Here is an 18,020-nt window from a genome sequence, read left to right on the forward strand (position 1 = left end):
CGACCGCAATGCTGCAGCCTCAGGCGGCTGCAGCACGGAAGCTCACCTGCTTCGCGGCCCTCCCGGCTTCATCCTCGTGACGCGATTCCCAGAGCTTCCAAATCTCTCCGGCTTACGCGCGGCAACCAGCCCGCACGGCCAATGATGTTCAGTCGCGCTCACGCAGAGTGTGTCGATCTCACCAGGAAGCAAAGGAACCATTGATGTCGTATCTCGCGCCTTCGGAATTCGTCACCAAGATGGTGGATGCGGGCGAGTCCAAAGTCTTCATGTCCACCCGGGATACCATCATCCGGGCCTACATGGCCGGAGCTATCCTGGCGCTCGCGGCATGGTTCGCCGTCACGATCAACGTGAACACGGGGCAGCCGCTGATCGGCGCGCTGCTGTTCCCGGTCGGCTTCGTCATGCTCTATCTGCTGGGCTTCGACCTCCTGACCGGTGTGTTTGTGCTCTCCCCGCTCGCCCTGATCGACAAGCGCCCCGGCGTCACCTTCGGCGGCGTGCTGCGCAACTGGGGCCTGGTCTTCGTCGGCAATTTCGCCGGCGCCCTGACGGTGGCCTTCATGATGGCCTTCGTCACGACTTTCGGCTTCACCCAGGATCCGGACAAGGTCGGCACGGCGATCGGCAATATCGGCGAAGGCCGCACGCTCGGCTACGCCGCGCACGGCGCGGCCGGCATGGCGACGCTGTTCATCCGCGGAATGCTCTGCAACTGGATGGTCTCGACCGGCGTCGTCGGCGCCATGATCTCCACCTCGGTCCCCGGCAAGGTCATCGCGATGTGGATGCCGATCCTGGTGTTCTTCTACATGGTGTTCGAGCATTCCGTCGTGAACATGTTCCTGTTCCCCTCCGGCCTGATGCTGCACGCGAAATTCTCGATCATGGACTATCTGATCTGGAACGAGATCCCGACCGTGCTCGGCAATCTCGTCGGCGGCCTCGCCTTCACCGGCATGACCCTCTACGCCACGCACGTCTTGACCCAGCCGAAGCGCCAGGCGGGCAAGGCCTCGTCGCCCCGCGTCGCGGCCTGAGCAAACAACGTCTCGACAGGAGAGCCTCGCCCGATCAGGGTGAGGCTCCCCTTTGCCGGTGATGACGATGACCCGCGGACTTCAGATCTCGGTCGGCCAGCATTCCGACAAGGGTCGCAAGCCCATCAACCAGGACTTTCACGGCGTCCTCGTCCCGGACGAGCCGATGCTCAGCCTGAAGGGCATTGCGGCCGTCCTCGCCGACGGCATCTCCAGCAGCACGGTGAGCCAGATCGCCAGCGAGTCGGCGGTCAAGAGCTTCCTGATGGACTATTACTGCACGTCGGAATCCTGGACGGTGAAGACCTCCGCCCGCCGCGTGCTGGATGCGACCAATTCCTGGCTGCACGCGCAGACGCGCAAGAGCCAATATGCCTATGACCGCGACAAGGGTTATGTCTGCACGCTGAGCGCCATGGTCATCAAGGCGACCACCGCGCACATCTTCCACGTCGGCGACTGTCGCGTCTACCGCGTGGCGGGCAAGGCGCTCGAGCAGCTGACCGACGATCACCGGATCATTGTGTCCTCGGAGCAGACCTATCTCGGCCGTGCGCTCGGCATCAATCCGCAACTCGAAATCGACTACCAGAGTTTCGAGATCGAGACTGGCGACACCTTCCTGCTGGCGACCGACGGCGCCTATGAATTCGTCGACGCGCGTTTCATCACGAACGCGCTCAGCGAGCATGCAGCCGAGCTCGACGGAGCGGCGAAGGCGATCGTCGAGGAAGCCTATCGGCGCGGCAGCGACGACAACATCACGGTCCAGATCCTCCGCGTCGATGCCGTCCCGCAGCGCGAGCCGGCCGGCATCTTCAACCAGACCTCCCAGCTGCCGCTTCCTCCGCTGCCGGAGCCGCGGGCCATCTTCGACGGCTACAGGATCGTCCGCGAAATCCACGCCAGCAGCCGCAGCCATATTTACCTTGCTGTCGACGCGGCGACCGAGGAGCCGGTCGCGCTGAAGCTTCCGTCGATCGATCTGCGCGACAATGCCGCCTACCTGAAGCGCTTCCTGATGGAAGAGTGGATCGCGCGCCGGATCGACAGCCCGCATGTGCTGAAGCCGTTGTCGCAGTCGAAACGGCGTGGCTATCTCTATGTCGCGACCGAATTCGTCGAAGGTCAGACCTTGCGGCAATGGATGACGGACAATCCACGCCCTGATCTCGAAACCGTCCGCGGACTGGTTGAGCAGGTCGCCGCGGGCCTGCGCGCCTTCCACCGCATGGAAATGCTGCATCAGGACCTCCGGCCCGACAACATCCTGATCGACAAGACCGGCACCGCGAAGATCATCGACTTCGGATCGGTGAAGGTGGCAGGCGTCGCGGAGGCAGCGCCACAGGACGAGGCCGACGAAATTTTGGGAACGGTCCAGTACACGGCGCCGGAATATTTTCTTGGGCAAGTCGGTTCGCCGCGCTCCGACATGTTTTCGCTGGCCGTGATCTGCTACCAGATGCTGACGGGAAAGCTTCCCTATGGCACGCAAATCGCCAGGATCCGGCGCAAGGCGGACGTGCGGAGGCTCAAATATCGCCCGGCCGACGACGACAGCAACGTGCCTGCCTGGGTCGACGGCGCGCTCAGACGTGCGCTCCATCCGGATCCCTACAAGCGGCACGAGGATCTGTCCGAATTCGTCTTTGAGCTTCGCACGCCCAATCCGGCCTATCTCGACACGCGGATCACGCCGCTTCTAGAGCGCAGCCCGCTGATGTTCTGGAAATTGACCACGGCGGCGCTCGCGTGCGTCGTCGTGGTCCTGCTTGCGATGTTGCACGCGCGCTGATCAGGGGTTTAGCCACGCAAAGCGTCACCACGTGATCAGCGGAGACCGATGCAGCCAGGTATCGGCGCGCACTTGATCCAGCACGAATGTAGCAACGTCCTCGCGCGCGATGCTGCCACCATGGAAGCCCGAAAGATCCGTCAGCGCCCGGACCGAGCCGCGGCCGGGCTTGTTATTGAGGATCGAGGGGCGAACCAGGACCCAGTCCAGCCCGCTGTCTCTGACGATCGCCTCCTGCCGGTTCTTGTCGGCGTACACCTTCTTCAGGAGAAGCGGAAAGATCACGTTGTCGGCGACAAAGCCGCCGTGCCCGGCACTGTCGCCGGCGCCCATTCCCGTGATGCAAACCAGCCGCGAGACCTGCTCGGCCTTCATCGCGCTCACGAGCGCGCGCGTCGCGGTCGAGAGCAGCGTCACCTCGCGGAACGGGCTTACCGGTGTACCCAGCGCGCTGACTACGGCCTCACGGCCTTTGAGGGCTTCGCGCAGGGCTGTTTCATCGCGGGCATCTCCGACGATGAGCTTCGCCCCCGTGATGTCACTTGCCTTGCCGGCGGAGCGCACCAGCACGGTGACGTCGTAGCCCCGCGCCGCCGCCTGGTTGACGATCAGGCGACCGGTGGCACCGGTCGCTCCAAGCACCAATATCTTCGTTGCGCCTTCCGGATTCTCCGGAACAGTGGCGATTGAAGAGGTCATGATAGGAGTCCTCGTTGTCGTGATGGGGACGTGCCCCTGCCGTCAGGCAGTGGCCGTGATCTCGGAGACGAAGTCGCGATAGGAGCGCAGGGGACGGCCCAACAGCGCGGTCAGACGCTCGACGTCGCCGGCCTCGGGGACCATTCCCTCGGTGAGGAAACGCTCGCTCATCAGCCGCATGTCATAAGCCATCCAGCTCGGCATGAACTGCCTGAGGTTCTTCTCGAAGCCGGCGGTATCGTCACCGGGATAGGCGATCGTGCGGCCCAGCACCTCCGACCAGACGGCGGCGGCTTTCGCGCCGGTCAGCGTATCAGGACCGACGAGATTGATGCGCGCGAGCGGAAGCGGTGTTGCGGCGCGCTCACGACGGATGAGCTCAAGGGCCGCGATCTCGCCGATGTCGCGTACATCGATCATGGCGAGCCCCCTGCTCCCGATCGGCATCGGATAGATGCCGTATCCGGTCACCACGTCCTTGATCGTGACGTCGTTGTTCATGAAGTACGCCGGGCGCAGGATGGTGGCGTTGAAGCCCATCTGCTCGATCATCCGCTCGACGCCGAACTTGCCGGCAAAGTGCGGGACGTTCACGTAGCGATCGCTGTGGATCACCGAGAGGTAGACGACCCGCTCGACGCCAGCCTCGCGGGCGACGTTGAGCGCGATCAGTGCCTGCGTGAATTCATCCGGCACCACTGCATTGAGCAGGAACAGGGTCGAGACGCCCTTGAATGCGCTGCGGATCGAGTCGACGTCGAGCAGATCGCCCTGCACGACGGTGACGCCTGCCGGGAGGTTTGCCTTGGCAGGATCGCGGGCAAGAGCGCGGACATCGGCGCCGCGCTTGACGAGCTGTTCGACGACATGGCGGCCGACGGTGCCGGTTGCGCCGGTAACGAGGATGGTCATGGGGATCACTCCGGGGTTGGGGTCAGAAGACATCCCGGAAATTACTGATCCACATTCGGACCGATAGCCGCTATATCTGGACAGACTGTCTCACTGGTGGAACAATGGACCTGCTCGCACTCGCCGATTTCAATCTCGTCGCCCGGCACGGCGGGTTCGGACGGGCCGCACGGGCCGCCGGCCGCCCGAAAGCCACCCTGTCCCGGCGGGTCGCGGAGCTGGAAGCCGCGCTCGACCTGCGCCTGTTCGAACGGGGAGCGCGCACCCTGAAACTCACGCAGGAAGGACGCGCCCTTTACGAGCGGACGGGGGCCTTGCTCACCGAGCTCGACGAGACGGCGACAGCGATCGCCTCGGGTGGAGACAGGCCGCGCGGGCGCTTGCGGATCAGCGCGCCTATGCTGTTCTCGCAGACTGCAATGGGAAATCTCGCGGCCGGGTTCGCGCTCAGATATCCGGAGATCCGTCTTGAGGTCACGACGGAAGATCGCTCCGTCGACATGGTGGAGGAAGGGTATGATCTGGTGATCCGAGTCAATCCCGATCCGGATGAAAACCTGGTCGGACGAATCTTCTTGCGCGATCGGCTGGTGGTGGTGGCGAGCCCGGACCTGAAACCACCGAGGGACGGTATCGCTGTGCCGGCTGTCATGCGCGGCGCGGGCGATCAGCTGACAAGCTGGGAAGTCACCGTGCCAAGCGGAAGATCGCGCATCGCGATTGATCCGGTCCTTCGCCTGTCATCGCTCGTCATGGTCCGCGATGCGGTCCGGGCGGGCGTCGGCGCCGCGCGCCTTCCGGTGTCGCTGGTCGGTCACGACCTGGCTGCCGGCACGCTGGTGCTTTGGGGCGACATCGACGGACCGGAGATCGCATTGTGGACGCTCTATCCATCGCGCCGGCTCCTGAGCGCGCGCGTGTCCGCCTTCCTCGACTTCATGAAAGAAGCCTTTCCGATGGGGACGCCCGACGAGTTGGCGGCCTTCATCGGGAGATGAGAGGGCGGCGCGCGCTCTCGCGCCTGACGGTCAGGCCGGCTCCTCCGCCTTCATCCCCAGCGGCTTGGGCGCCATGCCGCCGCCGGGCTTGAGGTGGAATTCGTAGGTCATCAGGTGCCACTGCCCGCTTGCCCTGGAGCCGTCGGGCATCTCCGGGTCGCTGCGCGGCTCGACCTTGGCGACGAGGTCGTCCTTCACGCCGAACACCACGTCGGAATCCAGATATTTGTCGCCGTCCATAAAGACGTGGGTGATCAGCGGCTCGTAGCCCTTGGCATTGACCAGGAAGTGCACATGCGCCGGGCGCATCGGGTGGCGGTTGGTCTGCACGATCATCTCGCCGACCGGGCCGTCAGTCGGGATCGGGTAGCTGCAAGGCAGGATGGTGCGGAAGAAAAAGCGGCCATCGCTATCGGTGATGAAGCGCGCCCGCGCCGAGGCGCCGACCTCATCATAGTTCGGCTTCTGCGAGTCGTAGAAGCCGTCATCGTCGGCGTGCCAGACGTCAACGGGGACATTCGCGAGCGGCTTGCCCTTGAGATCGGTGACACGGCTCTGCACGAACATCCGTTCGCCGGTCTGATTGTTCGGAGAGATGTCGGTGCCGTGCGCCGTCACCTTGTGCTCGCCGACATAGAACGGCCCGAGCACGGTGGTCTGGGTAGCGCCCTCGCGCTCGCGATGGTTGACCGCGTCGACCAACATGGAGACGCCGAGCACGTCGGACAGGAGGATGAATTCCTGCCGGGTGTCCGTGCATTTCTGGCCGGTGCGGGTCAGGAAATCGATGGCGTATTCCCACTCCTCAAAGGTGAGGCCGGTCTTGCTCACGTAATCGTGCAGCGACTTCACCAGTTCCTGGAGCAGGAATTTCGCGCGCGGGTCGGGTGTCTGGTCAAAGCTCCGGACGACGGCTTCAGTGAGTTCGGTCTCGTTGAACTGGGTCATGGTGCGTTTGCCTGCGTTTTCTCATTGGCCCGTTGGGGATCTTTTGGGCTGCTTGGAGGCGTTCCAAGGCGAAGCCTACACCAAACAGCCGGCCGGCGTTAAGCGCGACCGGCTTGGAATGAGACCGCCATATCGGCTATCAACGTCGGACAAAGCTGCCCGGAGGAACTGATGCTCGCCCCCACCCCCGCCTCGCCCGAATCCGTCGGCATGTCCAAGGCGGCACTCGACCGCGTCAATGCGCATCTGAAGAGCCGGTACATCGATGCCGGCCGCTTCCCGGGCACGCATCTCCTGGTCTATCGCCGTGGCAAGGTCGCCCACAGCTCTCTGCAGGGCTTTGCCGATATCGAGCGCAAGGCGCCGGTCAAGGACGACACCATCTACCGCATCTATTCCATGACCAAGCCGCTCACCAGCGTCGCCTTCATGATGCTGGTCGAGCAAGGCCTCGTCGCGATCGATGAGCCGGTCGCCAAGTACATTCCGGAATGGAAGGATCTCGGCGTGTTCGTCGCCGGCACCGCGCCGTCCTTCCTGACCCGGCCGCCGTCGCGCCCGATGCTGATCGTCGACCTCCTGCGCCACACCTCCGGCCTCACCTATGGCTTCCAGCAGCGCTCGAATGTCGATGCCGCCTACCGCGCTGAAAAGATCGGCGAGGTCGAGAAATCAGGCACGCTGCAGACCATGATCGAGAGCCTCGCGAAAATCCCGCTGGAGTTCTCGCCGGGCGAGGCCTGGAACTACTCGGTTTCGACCGACGTGATCGGTTACCTCGTCGGCAAGATCTCCGGGATCCCCTTCGAGCAGTTCCTGAAACAACGCATCCTCGATCCACTCGGCATGACCGACACTGATTTCCACGTGCCTGCTTCCAAGGCCCACCGGTTCGCTGCCTGTTACTCGGCCGACCCGGGTGGCGGCATGACCTTCCATGCCGGCCAGCGGCGCGAGGGACTGACATTGCAGGACGATCCAACCAAGAGCTCGTTCCTGTCGCCGCCCTCCTTCATCTCGGGCGGCGGCGGGCTGTGCTCGACGACGGCCGACTATCTCACCTTCTGCCGTGCGCTGCTCAACGGCGGCGAGCTCGGCGGCGTCAGGTTGATCGGGCCGAAGACACTGGCGCTCATGACGACCAACCACATTCCGGGCGGCCGCTTCCTCCCCGAGGTGTCGCGCTCGCTGTTCTCCGAAGCGACATATAACGGCATCGGCTTCGGCCTCGGCTTCGCCGTGACCATGCGCCCGGCCGAGACACTGGTCGCCGGCAGCCCCGGTGAATACAATTGGGGCGGCGCGGCCACGACCTCGTTCTGGATCGATCCGGCCGAGGAGCTGATCACCATCTTCATGACGCAGGTGCTGCCGTCCAGCGCCTATCCGCTCCGGCGCGAGCTGCGCAGCATGGTCTACGCCGCGATCACCGAGAGCAATCTCTAGACAAAATCACCGGTCCCGCGGCATCAGAACCGCGGGATCAAGCCCCGTTCATTTCAACATCTCCGGCACGATCAGGCGCGGCAGGAACAGCGAAACGCTCGGCCAGATGATGACCGCCGCCAGCACGAGCAGCATCGGAATCAGCATGATCACCGTGTCCTTGAGCGCATAGCGCAACCGCACCCCGGCGATCGAGCAGGCGATCATCAGGCACAGGCCATAGGGCGGCGTCACCAGCCCGAAGGCCAGCGAGACGATCGATATGATCGCAAACTGCACCGGATGAAGGTCCACCGATTTCGCCAGCGGTTCGAGAACGGTGCCGACGATGATGATCGCCGGAATGGCGTCGAGGAAGCAGCCCACCACCAGAAAGCAGAACGCGATGAAGAAGCCGGCCCCGATCGCACCCATGCCCCAGGTCGAGACGTTGGCCAGCAATTCCTGCGGAATCCTGTAGTAGGCCAGCAGCCAGCCGAACGCGCTGGCGGTGCCCACGCAGAACAGCGCGACACCCGCGAGACGGCCGGTGTCGAGCAAAGCTTTGTAGAGTTCGCGCGCGCCGGTTTCACGGTAAAAGAATGTCGATAGCGCCACGGAATAAAGCACCGCGACGCAGGCGGATTCGGTCGCGGTGAACCACCCCAGCAGGATGCCGCCGACGATGATGAACGGCGTCAGCAGCGCCGGTATCGAGCGCCAGATGGCGCAGCACATCTCCCTCCAGGTGTCCTTCGGATAGGTCGGATAACCACGCCGCACGGCATAGACATGCACTGTTGCCATCTGCGCGCCGGCGATCAGCAAGCCCGGCACGATGCCCGCGAGATACATCGCGGCGATCGAAGTCGAGATCAGTCCGCCCCACACGATCATCAGGATCGAGGGCGGGATAATGACGGCGAGCACGGCCGACACCGCTGTAATGGCGATGGAGAACGAGAGGTCGTAACCCTCTTTGGTCTGGGCATCGATGAATATCTTGGACTGGCTCGCCGCGTCCGCGGTGGAGGAGCCGGAGATGCCGGCAAAGAACACCGACAGCACGACGTTGATTTGCGCCAGCGACCCCGGCCAGTGCCCGACCATCGAGCGCGACAACGCCACCAGGCGATCGGTGATGCCGCCAATGCTCATCAAATTGGCGGTGAGCAGGAAGAACGGCACCGCCAGCAGGATGAACGAATTGTAGGCGTTGAAGGTTTCCTGCGCGAGCGTCATCAGCGACAGATGCGGTTCGATCAGCAGGATCGGCACGCAGGCCAGACCAAGCGCGAAGGCGACCGGCACGCGTATGATGAGCAGGCCAACGAAAGTACCGAACAGGACCATCGCGGCCTGCCCGGCAGAAAGAACATTGCCGCTCATTGATTTGCCCCAACCAGAATCCGGATCTCGTCGACAATCTGTTCACCGGCGAACACGATCCAGGTCACGCCGGCAACCGGCCAGGCGACGTGGATCAGCCAAAGCGGCAGATCGGCCAGCTCCGAAGTTCTGTTCCAGGCAAAGCGGGTGAACTCGATGCCGGCGGATACGAACACCAGCGCCAGCACCAGCACGCCGAGCCGCGCAAGAATCCGCACCAAGGCTTCGCTTCGGCGTGACAGGTCAGGCCAGACGTCGACTTCAAAATGCTGCGACTCTCTGATGCCGACCATGGCACCGATCATGATCGTCCAGATGAACATGAACCGCGCCATCTCCTCGGTCCAGATGTAGGACGGAATCAAAGGCGTGTAGCGCGAGATGATCTGCAACGTGACTGGAATGACCAGAAGGCCGACAGAGGCGGCGAGCAGGATTTCCAGCAGTTTTGCATAGGCCGCCGTTGCTCGGCGCCATGGCGACGGGTTCGGCGGCATCGATATTTCGGTCATTACGACTCCGGGGGATCACAATCACGCAATGGGGCAAGCCGTCTGGCTTGCCCCGCTGTCGCGTGGGCGGCGACAGTTCTCAGACGACGTTGATCTTCTCGAAAATGCCTTCCGCGCCGATTTCCTTGGCGTAGGTGGCCATCACGGGATCGGCGAGCTTCTTCATGGCGTCGCGCTCTTCGAAGGGAACGCGCTTGAGCTTGCCAGCCTTTTCCAGCGTGTCGAGCTTGACGACCTCTTCGCTCGACTCCAGCTGACGGCCGTAGTCGCCGGCCTCCTTGCCGGCCTTCATGATCGCGTCCTGCAAATCCTTCGGCAGGGTCTTCAGCGTCTTCACCGAGAAGCAGATCGGCCGGATCGACACGGCGTGCTGGGTCAGGTTGAGATGTGGGGCCACTTCGTAGAACTTCATCGCCTCGACGCCGGCCGCCTCGTTCTCGCCGGCCGCTATCACGCCGTTCTGGATCGCGTTGTAGATTTCGTTATAGGCGATCACCGTCGGGCTCATGCCCACGGCCGCAAAGGTCTTGGACCAGATCGGCGCGCCCTGTACGCGCACCTTGAGTCCCCTAAGATCGGCAAGAGTCTTGAGCGGCTTGTTGGCGAAGATATTGCGGATGCCACCGCCGGAATAGCCGATCAGAACGACCTCGGCCTTGGCCGCGACTTCGTCAGCGATCGGCGCCAGGATATTGGCTTCGACGACCTTGTTCATGTGTTCGATGCCCTTGAACACGAAGGGCGCGTCGATGAACGGAGCCGCCTTGGCGAAGGTCGACATGTGAGCCGGCGAGACGATGCCGTAATCGACGGCTTTGCCCTGCGACATGTACTCGAAATACTGCTTTTCGAGGCCAAGCGAGGAATTCCTGTGCAGCGTGAAGTTGACTGGCTTGCCGTAATACTTCTTCACCAGCTCTTCGAACCGGAGCAGGGCCCGGTTGAAGGCGTGGTCGTCGTTGAACTGGACCGCGCCGTTCAGCGTGATCGGCGACTGTGCCCTGACGATTGACGGCATGCCAATCGCGGCCGCCGCAGTGGTCGCACCGAGCCCAGCGAGAAATGATCTTCGCTTCATCGTCTCCCCTCCCTTTGATGCTCCGGCCCCGTCGCCGGGCCGTGAGCGCAGCCGGTATGCGGCTTGCGAGTGGGAAGCGTATGGAAAACGTCGGCGGGACGGAAGTCATTTCGCGTGCGCGGGAGGTCCTCTTCGTCGCAGGGCCACTCTTCGCGCGAACTGTTGCACTGCAACTTGCGCTCCTGGCGACGCGTGGCAGGCTGAGGGGAGACAGGCTTGCGGACCTGTGCGCTGCACGCACAGATCCGCTCGCCTTCTACTGTGCTTTAATGCAAATGGCCGATCAGATAGATGCCGCCGCCGATCACCAGCACGGCAGGAACGGCCCAGAGAATCAGAACTGGCATTTGTCATCCTCCTCAGTTCGACGTGCAGACCTTGACGGTCTTCATGCCGCTTTCAGCCTCGGTGCGCGACTTGTAGATCGTGCCCGACGGGCTGACGACGGTCATGGACGTGTCCGTCGGCTTCTTGTCGACGATCGTGCACTTCTTGGTCTTGACGTCCTGCACGACATAGAACTCGTCGGCAGCGAACGCCGGCAGGGAAAACGCGGCAAGCATCAGTGCTGCAGTTACTATCTTCAACTTCATTGGTCGTCCTCCTCCAGAACCCGAGCCGTTCAGCCCGGTCATCTACAAACGGGAAAAAATGGCAATTGGTTCCCAGAGCCGGGAACGCTGTCGGCGATGAGGGGTTGTTGCGGCGCATATTCGAATGAGGAGAACGAGATGAAGAAGTTGTTCCTGCTTTCCGCCGCCGCGGTCCTGATTTCGACCGGTGCTTTCGCGCAATCGACCGTCGTAACGACGACCGGAACCGGTCACGCGGCGGCCGTTCAGATCGAGCCGCAATACCGGACCAGGATCAAATCCTACGTCACCGAGCATCGCATTCGCCCGGTCACGACGAAGGAGAAGATTATCGTCGGCGCGAAGGTGCCGAGCGACGTCGAGCTCGAGGCCGTTCCGGCCGACTGGGGCCCGTCCCTCACGAAGTATCGCTACGTCTACTCCGGCGATCGCGTGATGCTCGTCGATCCCGGCTCGCGTACGGTCGTTCAGGAAATTGATTGATCCAGGTGTAAGGGGGCCGCCTTGAAGGCGGCCTCCCTCTCTGGGAGTTGACGTTATGAGATCGCATCGAGAGGCCCGGATCGCCGGGCTCAGCCTGGCGGCCGTGTACGCCATGTGCCTGCTACTAACCGCAATCAGCATGAGCTGAGGCACAGCCGCCGACTGCGATGCAAAATCTTCTGGGCGGCTCGTCCGGACGCGAAAATTATGGCGCGGCGCAAATCCCGCCCCTATGGTCTCCCAAAATCATAAATCCGGCGCTCCCTTGCGCTGGAACCGGGACGCCCGCGTTTGTCAAAGCTCACTTTGCCGGTCCGGCTCGCTCTTCTGGTCACGGGAACGATGTTGCCGCTGATCGTCTTCGCGGTCGGTATTGCCGTCTACAATTACAAGCAGGACCGCAACGACGCGACCCGCCGCGTGCTGGAGAACGTGCGCAGCATGCGCCTCGTGCTGGACTCCGAGGTGCAGCGGATGACCGGCGGCCTGCAAGTGCTTGCGCTGACCAATTCGCTGCGCAATGACGACTTCCAGAGCTTCCGCCGCATGGCCCTCGGCTTCGTCGACCAATATGGCAAGGGCGGCCTGGTGCTGATCTCCGATCGCAAAGGCCGGCTGTTGTTTTCCTCCGCGACCGAGGACACCGCAAGCCTGCCGCCGCGCGGTCATCTCGAGATCATCGAGAAGGTGTTTGCGACCAGGTCGCCGCAATATTCCGACCTGTTCACCGGCGCGATCAACGGCCGACAGGTGCTTACGGTCGAGGTTCCGGTGCTCCGCGATGGCGAAGTGATCTACGACCTCTGCTTCAGTCCGCCGGTCAGCACCTTTCAGGACCTGGTCGAGAAGCAACGGCCCGACCAGAACTGGACGGTTTCCTTGCTCGACACCAAGGCTTTCGTGTTCGCGCGCACGCCGAACCCTACGGAGACGTTCGGCAAACGGGCTACCGGCACGCTGTATGAGAGTATATTGCGCACACCGGAGGCCGCACTCTCGACCGTTTCGCTCGATGGTGTTGCGTTGTCCACCGTCTATACGAGGTCGCGGCTCACTGGCTGGACCATCGTGGCCGGCGTCGCCGAGAGCTCGCTGATCGCGCCGCTCTGGCGCAACATCGCGATCACCAGTTTTATCGGCGGCATCCTGCTGCTGACCGGCCTGACCTTCGCGGTCAGGATGGCGACCACGATCGCGCGCGGCGAGATGCTGCACGATCTCCTGATCGACGAGCTCAACCATCGCGTCAAGAACACGCTCGCCTTGATGCAGGCGATCGCGGTGCAGACCTTCCGCAGCGCCAGCCGGGACGAGCGGACGAAGTTCGAGGGGCGGCTCGGCGCGCTGGCCGAAGCGCACAATTTGTTGAGCCAGGAAAAATGGGCGGGCTCCGAGCTGCGGGACGTGATCACCCGCGCGCTCCAGCCGTTCCTGCTGAACAATCCAGAGCGCATCCGCATGGCCGGACCCGCAGTGCCGCTGTCGCCGCGGCTCGCCGTGGTGCTGTCGATGATCGTGCACGAGATCGCCACCAACGCTGCAAAGTACGGCGCGCTGTCCAATGAGACCGGCCGGGTGACGCTGGAGTGGGAGGTCGTTGCTGAGGCGCCGAAGCCGCGGCTCCGCCTGATCTGGACCGAGATCGGCGGACCGCCGGTGACGGCGCCGGTGCAACGCGGCTTCGGCTCACGCCTGATCGAACGCAGCGCGCGCGACCAGCTCGGCGGCGAGGCAACGGTCGACTTCCTGCCGCGCGGCGTGGTCTGCACGGTGATTTGCGCGCTGGATGAGGCGCGATGAACGGAGGCCGGCAATGAAGATCACAAGCGTTCGCACGCACATCCTCGAAGCAAAGCTGTCGCAGCCCTTCGCCTATTCGCGCGCCTGGTACGACACGCGCACCGCGATGCTGGTCGAAATCGAGACTGACGACGGCCTTGTCGGCTGGGGTGAATGCTACGGCCCGGCACGAATGACGGCGGCGGTGGTTCGCAGCATCGAGCCATGGCTGATCGGCGAAGATCCGTTGCGCACCGACGTGCTGTGGCAGATGGTCTATGCGCGCTTGCGCGATCATGGCCAGAAGGGCGTCGTGATCCAGGGGATGAGCGGCATCGACATCGCGTTATGGGACATCAAGGGCAAGCATTTTGGCGTACCCGTGCATCAGCTTCTCGGCGGTGCCGCGCGCAAGCAGGTTGTGGCCTATGCGACCGGTCTCTACCGGCGCAAGTCAGGCGATCCGCTGACCTATCTGCCGGAGGAAGCGGCCGGTTATGCCGCCGAAGGATTCCGCGCCGTGAAGCTGAAGGTCGGTTTCGGCATCGCCGAGGATGCCGCAGTCACCCGCGCGGTGCGCGAGGCGATCGGCGCCGATGTCGCGCTGATGGTCGATGCGAACCACGCCTATGACGCGGTCGCGGCGATCCGGCTCGGCCGCCTGATCGAGCGCCATGACATCGGATGGTTCGAGGAGCCGGTGCCGCCGGAGGATGTCGCGGGCTATCGCGCGGTGAAATCCGCGCTCACGATTCCGGTCGCCGGCGGCGAGTGCGAATTCACGCGCTTCGGCTTTCGCGAGCTGTTCGTCTCGCACGCACTTGACATCGCCCAGCCCGACACCTGCGCGGCAGGTGGTTTGAGTGAATGCAAGAAGATCGCCGACATGAGCGAGGCGTTCGGCATCCGCTACAATCCGCATGTCTGGGGCACCGGCATCGCGATCGCGGCCTCGCTTCAGCTCCTCGCCGTGCTGCCGTCGCACACGCCGACTTCGCTGTCCTCGCTCGAGCCGATGCTTGAATTCGACCGCACCGAACATCCGATCCGGCAGGCGATTTTGAAGGAACCGATCGAGCATGAGAGAGGCGTCGTGCGGGTGCCCGAGGGGCCTGGCCTCGGCATCGAGATCGACCGCGAGGCGCTGGCGCGCTTTGCGGCGGAGGCCTAGCCGATCGTCTGCAACGCCGGAAACGTCTCCAGCAGCCAGATGCTCACGTTCGAGACCGCGCCGGTGAGGAATCCAATGCCGGTAATCACCATCAGGACGCCCATGGCGCGCTCGACATTGACGAGATGGCCCTTCATGCGCGCGAACAGGGTGGAAAATTGCTCGATCATCAGGGCAGCGATCAGGAAGGGAATGCCGAGGCCGGCCGAATAGACCGCGAGCAGGCCGGCACCCTTCGTCACCGTGGCTTCGGCCGCGGCGACCGAGAGGATCGCGGCGAGGATCGGGCCGATGCAGGGCGTCCAGCCAAAGGCAAAGGCCAGCCCCATCACATAAGCGCCCCAGAGGCCAACGGGCTTGGGCGCGGTCAAGCGTCCCTCGCGCATCAACAGGCCGATGCGCGTCAGGCCGAGGAAGTGCAGGCCCATGACGATGATAACGATGCCGGCGAGGATCGAGAGTTCGGCCGACCAGGCGCGGATCAGGCCGCCGATCAGCGAGGCGCTGGCGCCGAGCGCCACGAACACCGTGGAGAAGCCGAGCACGAACAGGAGCGCCGACATCATGATGGCGCGCTTGGAGGCCGATGCGGGCTCTTCGCTTTCGACATGCTCGATCGTCGCGCCCGTCAGATAGATCAGGTAGGGCGGAACCAGCGGCAGGACGCAAGGGGAGAGGAAGCTGACGAGGCCGGCAATCAGCGCCGCCGGGATCGAAACGTTTTGCATGATGCAGTCGGAGCCATCTCAGGCGCCGGTGCGGCGCGCGGGGAATGCGCGCGGCCCGGAGCCGAACCGGCTCTGGTGTAGCCGATGCCAGCGAATGCGCAACAGAGGCGCACAAAACCAGGGCTCCTCCCGGTGCCGTCTGTGATCACAGATGCGGCACCGGGACACGCACAAATCTCGCCAAAAAGCGAAACTCGGCGGCGCGGCTACTTCACCACGCGGAGCAGCGGACGCCGGGGCTGGTCCTGCGTCTGCTTGGAGGGGGGCTGCGGTTCGTTCGTGGCCGTCCGCAGCATTTCGTCGCACAGTGCCTTGAGATCGGCACTATCAATTCCTTTGAGTTTCATCCGCACGTCCAGGATGACAATGGACAGCAGCTCGGCCGACTCGCGGCTGTTGCTCTCGTTGAGCACCCTGCGGCACTCTTCGAGCGTTTCCAGCACCGACTGCAACTGTTCGTCTGAATGCGACACGGCGTTCTTTCCGCTAATTCGGCCTGTGAGACGTGGTTGTGACGACCCTTTTGGCCCCCATGGAGCGTTGAGGATAACACGAGGCCGCTGCGCCCCCGAACATGATTTCAGTGTGTTTCTGCCTTGAAACCGCGGTTCCCGCGCGTATCGCGTCGCCCCGCCGACCGTCGTCGAAACGCTCAGTCGTAAAACGCCTGGCGTGCTGCAATTGATCCATCGCGGAACGCGGCGCCGGCTCTCGCCCATGGACGTTCATCGCGGACAGCGCCGACGATCCCGCAGCCATGTCACGGCTCACAACGGAACTCACGCCACACCCCTCATACGGGCGATGGTTTGCCCGATTCCCAGCCCTTGTTCCCAGCCCTGGCAGCACCCGAATACCACCTGCGGCGTAGTAAGGATGACGTTCAAAACTCGTCGTTCCCCAACCCGCAGTGGTTGTGGTTTGCGCCAGATTCTGCCAGTTTAGCGACCCGAAGGGACTTGTATGCACTCCTTGGCGGAAAGGGGCGTTCCACTGCAGGAACGCCCAAAGACAAACATCAGCGGCCTCTCGGACTGGGATGCGGCGCGCATTTTCCTGGAAGTCGTCCGATGCGGAAGTTTCCGTTCGGCGGCCGAGCGCCTGTCGCTGTCGATCAATGCCGTCCGCCGCCGGATCGATGATTTCGAACGCCAGACCGGCACCACCCTGTTCACCCGCGACGTCCACGGCACTCATCTGACCGACGAAGGCGCGCTGGTGGTCTCCGCCGTCGAGCAAATGGAGGCGGCCGCGTTCGACGTGCTGCGCACCAGCGATTCGACGGCGAACGCCCTGTCCGGCGAGGTCCGCGTCGCCGTCACCGAGGGACTGGGCACATTCTGGCTCGCCCCGCGACTGGTCGAATTCCAGCAGGCCTTTCCGAAGATCCTGGTCGACCTGCACTGCGCGATGCGCTCGGCCGACGTCTCTCGCCATGAGGCCGATGTCGCCATTCACCTGTCGCGGCCCTCCGCACTCGACGTCAAGCTGGTGCGCCTCGGCCGCATGCATCTGATGTTCTGGGCCTCCGAGAAATACATTTCAAAACATGGCGCGCCGCGTTCGGCGATGGAGTTGATCAGGCACCGCCTGGTGCTGCAGTTCGCCGACCAGCTCGACGCCAAGCAAACTTTCGAGAGCTTCTTCCCCGGCGTTCCGGAGCGTGACCTTCTGGTCATGAAGACCAACGTCTCAAGCGCCAATTACTGGGCGGTCGCGAATGGTGCCGGAATTGGCGTATTCCCGAGCTACGCCGTTGCGCTTGGCGGGAAGTTGATTCCACTGGAGGTCGAGCTGAACAGATCGCTGGATATCTGGTTGTCCTACCACGCTGGTAGCGGCCGGATTCCGCGAGTGCGGCACATGATTGACTGGCTGATCGAAGCCTTCAATCCGGCGCGTTTCCCGTGGTTTAAGGAAGAGTTCGTGCACCCGCATGAATTCAAGGACGAGTATATGGGCGAACCCCTGACCCACCTCTTCGGGGGGTTTTCAACCGAAGACCGATGAGAAAAAAGATGAAGACAGCGGCGAAGAGAATGAAGCAGCGCAGTGCCGGCAAGCCGGACATTGAGTTGGGCAAGCGAATCCGTCTGCGGCGCGTCGAGATGAAGGTCTCGCAGGCGGAGCTCGGCGAGAAGCTCGGCGTCAGTTTCCAGCAGGTCCAGAAGTACGAGAAGGGCGTCAATCGCGTCGGCGCGGCCCGGCTTCAGCAGATCGCCACCGCCCTCGATGTGCCGGTGACCTTCTTCTATGACGGCGACAACAAGGCGCGCGAAGTCGAGAGCCTGCTCTTCCTGGACTCGGCCTTCAGCCTCCGCCTGCTGCGCGCCTACAGCAAGATCAAGGACCAGACGGTGCAGCGTCAGCTCGTCTCTCTGATGGAATCGATCGCGGCGAACGAAGCCTGAGCCGATCGGCGTTCGCGCCTTTCCGCCCGATGTTCAATCCGCCGCGTCACGGG

Annotated in this window: 18 protein-coding genes; 9 read left to right on the top strand and 9 right to left on the bottom strand. The window is 63.3% G+C overall.

Annotated features, from left to right (window positions below; all coding sequences use genetic code 11):
- The first annotated feature begins 203 nt into the window (after positions 1 to 203).
- Positions 204 to 1,043 carry a formate/nitrite transporter family protein gene (locus tag ABIB80_RS14495; protein WP_007593957.1) on the top strand — a complete coding sequence of 280 codons (840 nt, stop codon included), beginning with the start codon at positions 204 to 206 and terminating at the stop codon, positions 1,041 to 1,043.
- A 61-nt stretch (positions 1,044 to 1,104) separates the two neighbouring features.
- Positions 1,105 to 2,841 carry a bifunctional protein-serine/threonine kinase/phosphatase gene (locus ABIB80_RS14500; RefSeq protein ID WP_354127755.1) on the top strand — a complete coding sequence of 579 codons (1,737 nt, stop codon included), beginning with the start codon at positions 1,105 to 1,107 and terminating at the stop codon, positions 2,839 to 2,841.
- Between the two features lie 24 nt (positions 2,842 to 2,865).
- Here the strand turns inward: ABIB80_RS14500 and ABIB80_RS14505 are convergent, their stop codons facing one another.
- Positions 2,866 to 3,540, bottom strand: coding sequence for an NAD(P)-dependent oxidoreductase (locus ABIB80_RS14505; protein WP_354127756.1), 675 nt, complete (start codon positions 3,538 to 3,540; stop codon positions 2,866 to 2,868).
- A 42-nt stretch (positions 3,541 to 3,582) separates the two neighbouring features.
- Positions 3,583 to 4,452: an SDR family oxidoreductase gene (locus tag ABIB80_RS14510; RefSeq protein WP_219682736.1), complete on the bottom strand. Its 870-nt coding sequence runs from the start codon at positions 4,450 to 4,452 to the stop codon at positions 3,583 to 3,585.
- A gap of 104 nt (positions 4,453 to 4,556) precedes the next feature.
- Between ABIB80_RS14510 and ABIB80_RS14515 the strand changes: the two genes are divergently transcribed.
- A complete protein-coding gene (locus tag ABIB80_RS14515) occupies positions 4,557 to 5,450 on the top strand; it encodes a LysR family transcriptional regulator (protein WP_354127757.1) in 894 nt (297 codons plus the stop codon).
- Positions 5,451 to 5,480: 30 nt separating this feature from the next.
- Here the strand turns inward: ABIB80_RS14515 and ABIB80_RS14520 are convergent, their stop codons facing one another.
- Positions 5,481 to 6,398, bottom strand: a complete 918-nt coding sequence (locus ABIB80_RS14520; RefSeq protein ID WP_007593962.1) for an intradiol ring-cleavage dioxygenase — start codon at positions 6,396 to 6,398, stop codon at positions 5,481 to 5,483.
- Positions 6,399 to 6,569: 171 nt separating this feature from the next.
- Between ABIB80_RS14520 and ABIB80_RS14525 the strand changes: the two genes are divergently transcribed.
- Positions 6,570 to 7,844 carry a serine hydrolase domain-containing protein gene (locus ABIB80_RS14525; RefSeq protein ID WP_354127758.1) on the top strand — a complete coding sequence of 425 codons (1,275 nt, stop codon included), beginning with the start codon at positions 6,570 to 6,572 and terminating at the stop codon, positions 7,842 to 7,844.
- A 48-nt stretch (positions 7,845 to 7,892) separates the two neighbouring features.
- On the opposite strand, the gene ABIB80_RS14530 is transcribed toward ABIB80_RS14525, so the two are convergent.
- The 4 genes from ABIB80_RS14530 to ABIB80_RS14545 all read right to left on the bottom strand — a co-directional run bounded on the left by ABIB80_RS14530 (position 7,893) and on the right by ABIB80_RS14545 (position 11,395).
- The gene (locus ABIB80_RS14530; RefSeq protein WP_007593964.1) at positions 7,893 to 9,212 is read right to left on the bottom strand and encodes a TRAP transporter large permease; all 1,320 of its coding nucleotides are present in this window, start codon (positions 9,210 to 9,212) and stop codon (positions 7,893 to 7,895) included.
- Positions 9,209 to 9,724, bottom strand: a complete 516-nt coding sequence (locus ABIB80_RS14535; protein WP_007593965.1) for a TRAP transporter small permease — start codon at positions 9,722 to 9,724, stop codon at positions 9,209 to 9,211. The genes ABIB80_RS14530 and ABIB80_RS14535 overlap by 4 nt, the downstream gene beginning before the upstream one ends.
- 79 nt (positions 9,725 to 9,803) lie before the next feature.
- Entirely contained in the window at positions 9,804 to 10,802 is a 999-nt protein-coding gene (locus ABIB80_RS14540) for a TRAP transporter substrate-binding protein (protein ID WP_219682738.1), read from the bottom strand.
- A 359-nt stretch (positions 10,803 to 11,161) separates the two neighbouring features.
- The gene (locus tag ABIB80_RS14545) at positions 11,162 to 11,395 is read right to left on the bottom strand and encodes a hypothetical protein (protein WP_219682739.1); all 234 of its coding nucleotides are present in this window, start codon (positions 11,393 to 11,395) and stop codon (positions 11,162 to 11,164) included.
- 138 nt (positions 11,396 to 11,533) lie between these two features.
- Between ABIB80_RS14545 and ABIB80_RS14550 the strand changes: the two genes are divergently transcribed.
- From ABIB80_RS14550 to ABIB80_RS14560, 3 genes are all read left to right on the top strand, one after another.
- Positions 11,534 to 11,878 carry a DUF1236 domain-containing protein gene (locus ABIB80_RS14550; RefSeq protein ID WP_007593970.1) on the top strand — a complete coding sequence of 115 codons (345 nt, stop codon included), beginning with the start codon at positions 11,534 to 11,536 and terminating at the stop codon, positions 11,876 to 11,878.
- A gap of 342 nt (positions 11,879 to 12,220) precedes the next feature.
- Positions 12,221 to 13,678: a sensor histidine kinase gene (locus tag ABIB80_RS14555; protein WP_007593972.1), complete on the top strand. Its 1,458-nt coding sequence runs from the start codon at positions 12,221 to 12,223 to the stop codon at positions 13,676 to 13,678.
- A gap of 13 nt (positions 13,679 to 13,691) precedes the next feature.
- A complete protein-coding gene (locus tag ABIB80_RS14560) occupies positions 13,692 to 14,828 on the top strand; it encodes a mandelate racemase/muconate lactonizing enzyme family protein (protein WP_354127759.1) in 1,137 nt (378 codons plus the stop codon).
- Here the strand turns inward: ABIB80_RS14560 and ABIB80_RS14565 are convergent.
- Entirely contained in the window at positions 14,825 to 15,556 is a 732-nt protein-coding gene (locus ABIB80_RS14565; protein WP_354127760.1) for a cytochrome c biogenesis CcdA family protein, read from the bottom strand. The two genes, ABIB80_RS14560 and ABIB80_RS14565, sit on opposite strands and share 4 nt — an antisense overlap.
- 206 nt (positions 15,557 to 15,762) lie before the next feature.
- Positions 15,763 to 16,029, bottom strand: coding sequence for a hypothetical protein (locus ABIB80_RS14570; RefSeq protein WP_007593979.1), 267 nt, complete (start codon positions 16,027 to 16,029; stop codon positions 15,763 to 15,765).
- 490 nt (positions 16,030 to 16,519) lie between these two features.
- On the opposite strand from ABIB80_RS14570, the gene ABIB80_RS14575 reads away from it, so the two are divergent.
- Both ABIB80_RS14575 and ABIB80_RS14580 read left to right on the top strand, forming a co-directional pair.
- Positions 16,520 to 17,566 (top strand): LysR family transcriptional regulator, encoded by a 1,047-nt coding sequence (locus ABIB80_RS14575; protein WP_354127761.1) that lies wholly within the window; start codon positions 16,520 to 16,522, stop codon positions 17,564 to 17,566.
- Between the two features lie 29 nt (positions 17,567 to 17,595).
- Positions 17,596 to 17,967, top strand: a complete 372-nt coding sequence (locus ABIB80_RS14580) for a helix-turn-helix domain-containing protein (protein WP_026233304.1) — start codon at positions 17,596 to 17,598, stop codon at positions 17,965 to 17,967.
- The last annotated feature ends 53 nt before the right edge of the window (positions 17,968 to 18,020 follow it).

The sequence above is a fragment of the Bradyrhizobium sp. i1.15.2 genome (assembly GCF_040548425.1).
GTDB classification, from domain to species: Bacteria; Pseudomonadota; Alphaproteobacteria; order Rhizobiales; family Xanthobacteraceae; genus Bradyrhizobium; species Bradyrhizobium canariense.

Bases quoted from the DNA above. Each gene is read 5' to 3' on its own strand.
- ABIB80_RS14495 (WP_007593957.1), top strand. From the start codon at position 204: ATGTCGTATCTCGCGCCTTCGGAATTCGTCACCAAGATGGTGGATGCG.
- ABIB80_RS14500 (WP_354127755.1), top strand. From the start codon at position 1,105: ATGACGATGACCCGCGGACTTCAGATCTCGGTCGGCCAGCATTCCGAC.
- ABIB80_RS14505 (WP_354127756.1), bottom strand. From the start codon at position 3,540: ATGACCTCTTCAATCGCCACTGTTCCGGAGAATCCGGAAGGCGCAACG.
- ABIB80_RS14510 (WP_219682736.1), bottom strand. From the start codon at position 4,452: ATGACCATCCTCGTTACCGGCGCAACCGGCACCGTCGGCCGCCATGTC.
- ABIB80_RS14515 (WP_354127757.1), top strand. From the start codon at position 4,557: ATGGACCTGCTCGCACTCGCCGATTTCAATCTCGTCGCCCGGCACGGC.
- ABIB80_RS14520 (WP_007593962.1), bottom strand. From the start codon at position 6,398: ATGACCCAGTTCAACGAGACCGAACTCACTGAAGCCGTCGTCCGGAGC.
- ABIB80_RS14525 (WP_354127758.1), top strand. From the start codon at position 6,570: ATGCTCGCCCCCACCCCCGCCTCGCCCGAATCCGTCGGCATGTCCAAG.
- ABIB80_RS14530 (WP_007593964.1), bottom strand. From the start codon at position 9,212: ATGAGCGGCAATGTTCTTTCTGCCGGGCAGGCCGCGATGGTCCTGTTC.
- ABIB80_RS14535 (WP_007593965.1), bottom strand. From the start codon at position 9,724: ATGACCGAAATATCGATGCCGCCGAACCCGTCGCCATGGCGCCGAGCA.
- ABIB80_RS14540 (WP_219682738.1), bottom strand. From the start codon at position 10,802: ATGAAGCGAAGATCATTTCTCGCTGGGCTCGGTGCGACCACTGCGGCG.
- ABIB80_RS14545 (WP_219682739.1), bottom strand. From the start codon at position 11,395: ATGAAGTTGAAGATAGTAACTGCAGCACTGATGCTTGCCGCGTTTTCC.
- ABIB80_RS14550 (WP_007593970.1), top strand. From the start codon at position 11,534: ATGAAGAAGTTGTTCCTGCTTTCCGCCGCCGCGGTCCTGATTTCGACC.
- ABIB80_RS14555 (WP_007593972.1), top strand. From the start codon at position 12,221: ATGTTGCCGCTGATCGTCTTCGCGGTCGGTATTGCCGTCTACAATTAC.
- ABIB80_RS14560 (WP_354127759.1), top strand. From the start codon at position 13,692: ATGAAGATCACAAGCGTTCGCACGCACATCCTCGAAGCAAAGCTGTCG.
- ABIB80_RS14565 (WP_354127760.1), bottom strand. From the start codon at position 15,556: ATGCAAAACGTTTCGATCCCGGCGGCGCTGATTGCCGGCCTCGTCAGC.
- ABIB80_RS14575 (WP_354127761.1), top strand. From the start codon at position 16,520: ATGCACTCCTTGGCGGAAAGGGGCGTTCCACTGCAGGAACGCCCAAAG.
- ABIB80_RS14580 (WP_026233304.1), top strand. From the start codon at position 17,596: ATGAAGCAGCGCAGTGCCGGCAAGCCGGACATTGAGTTGGGCAAGCGA.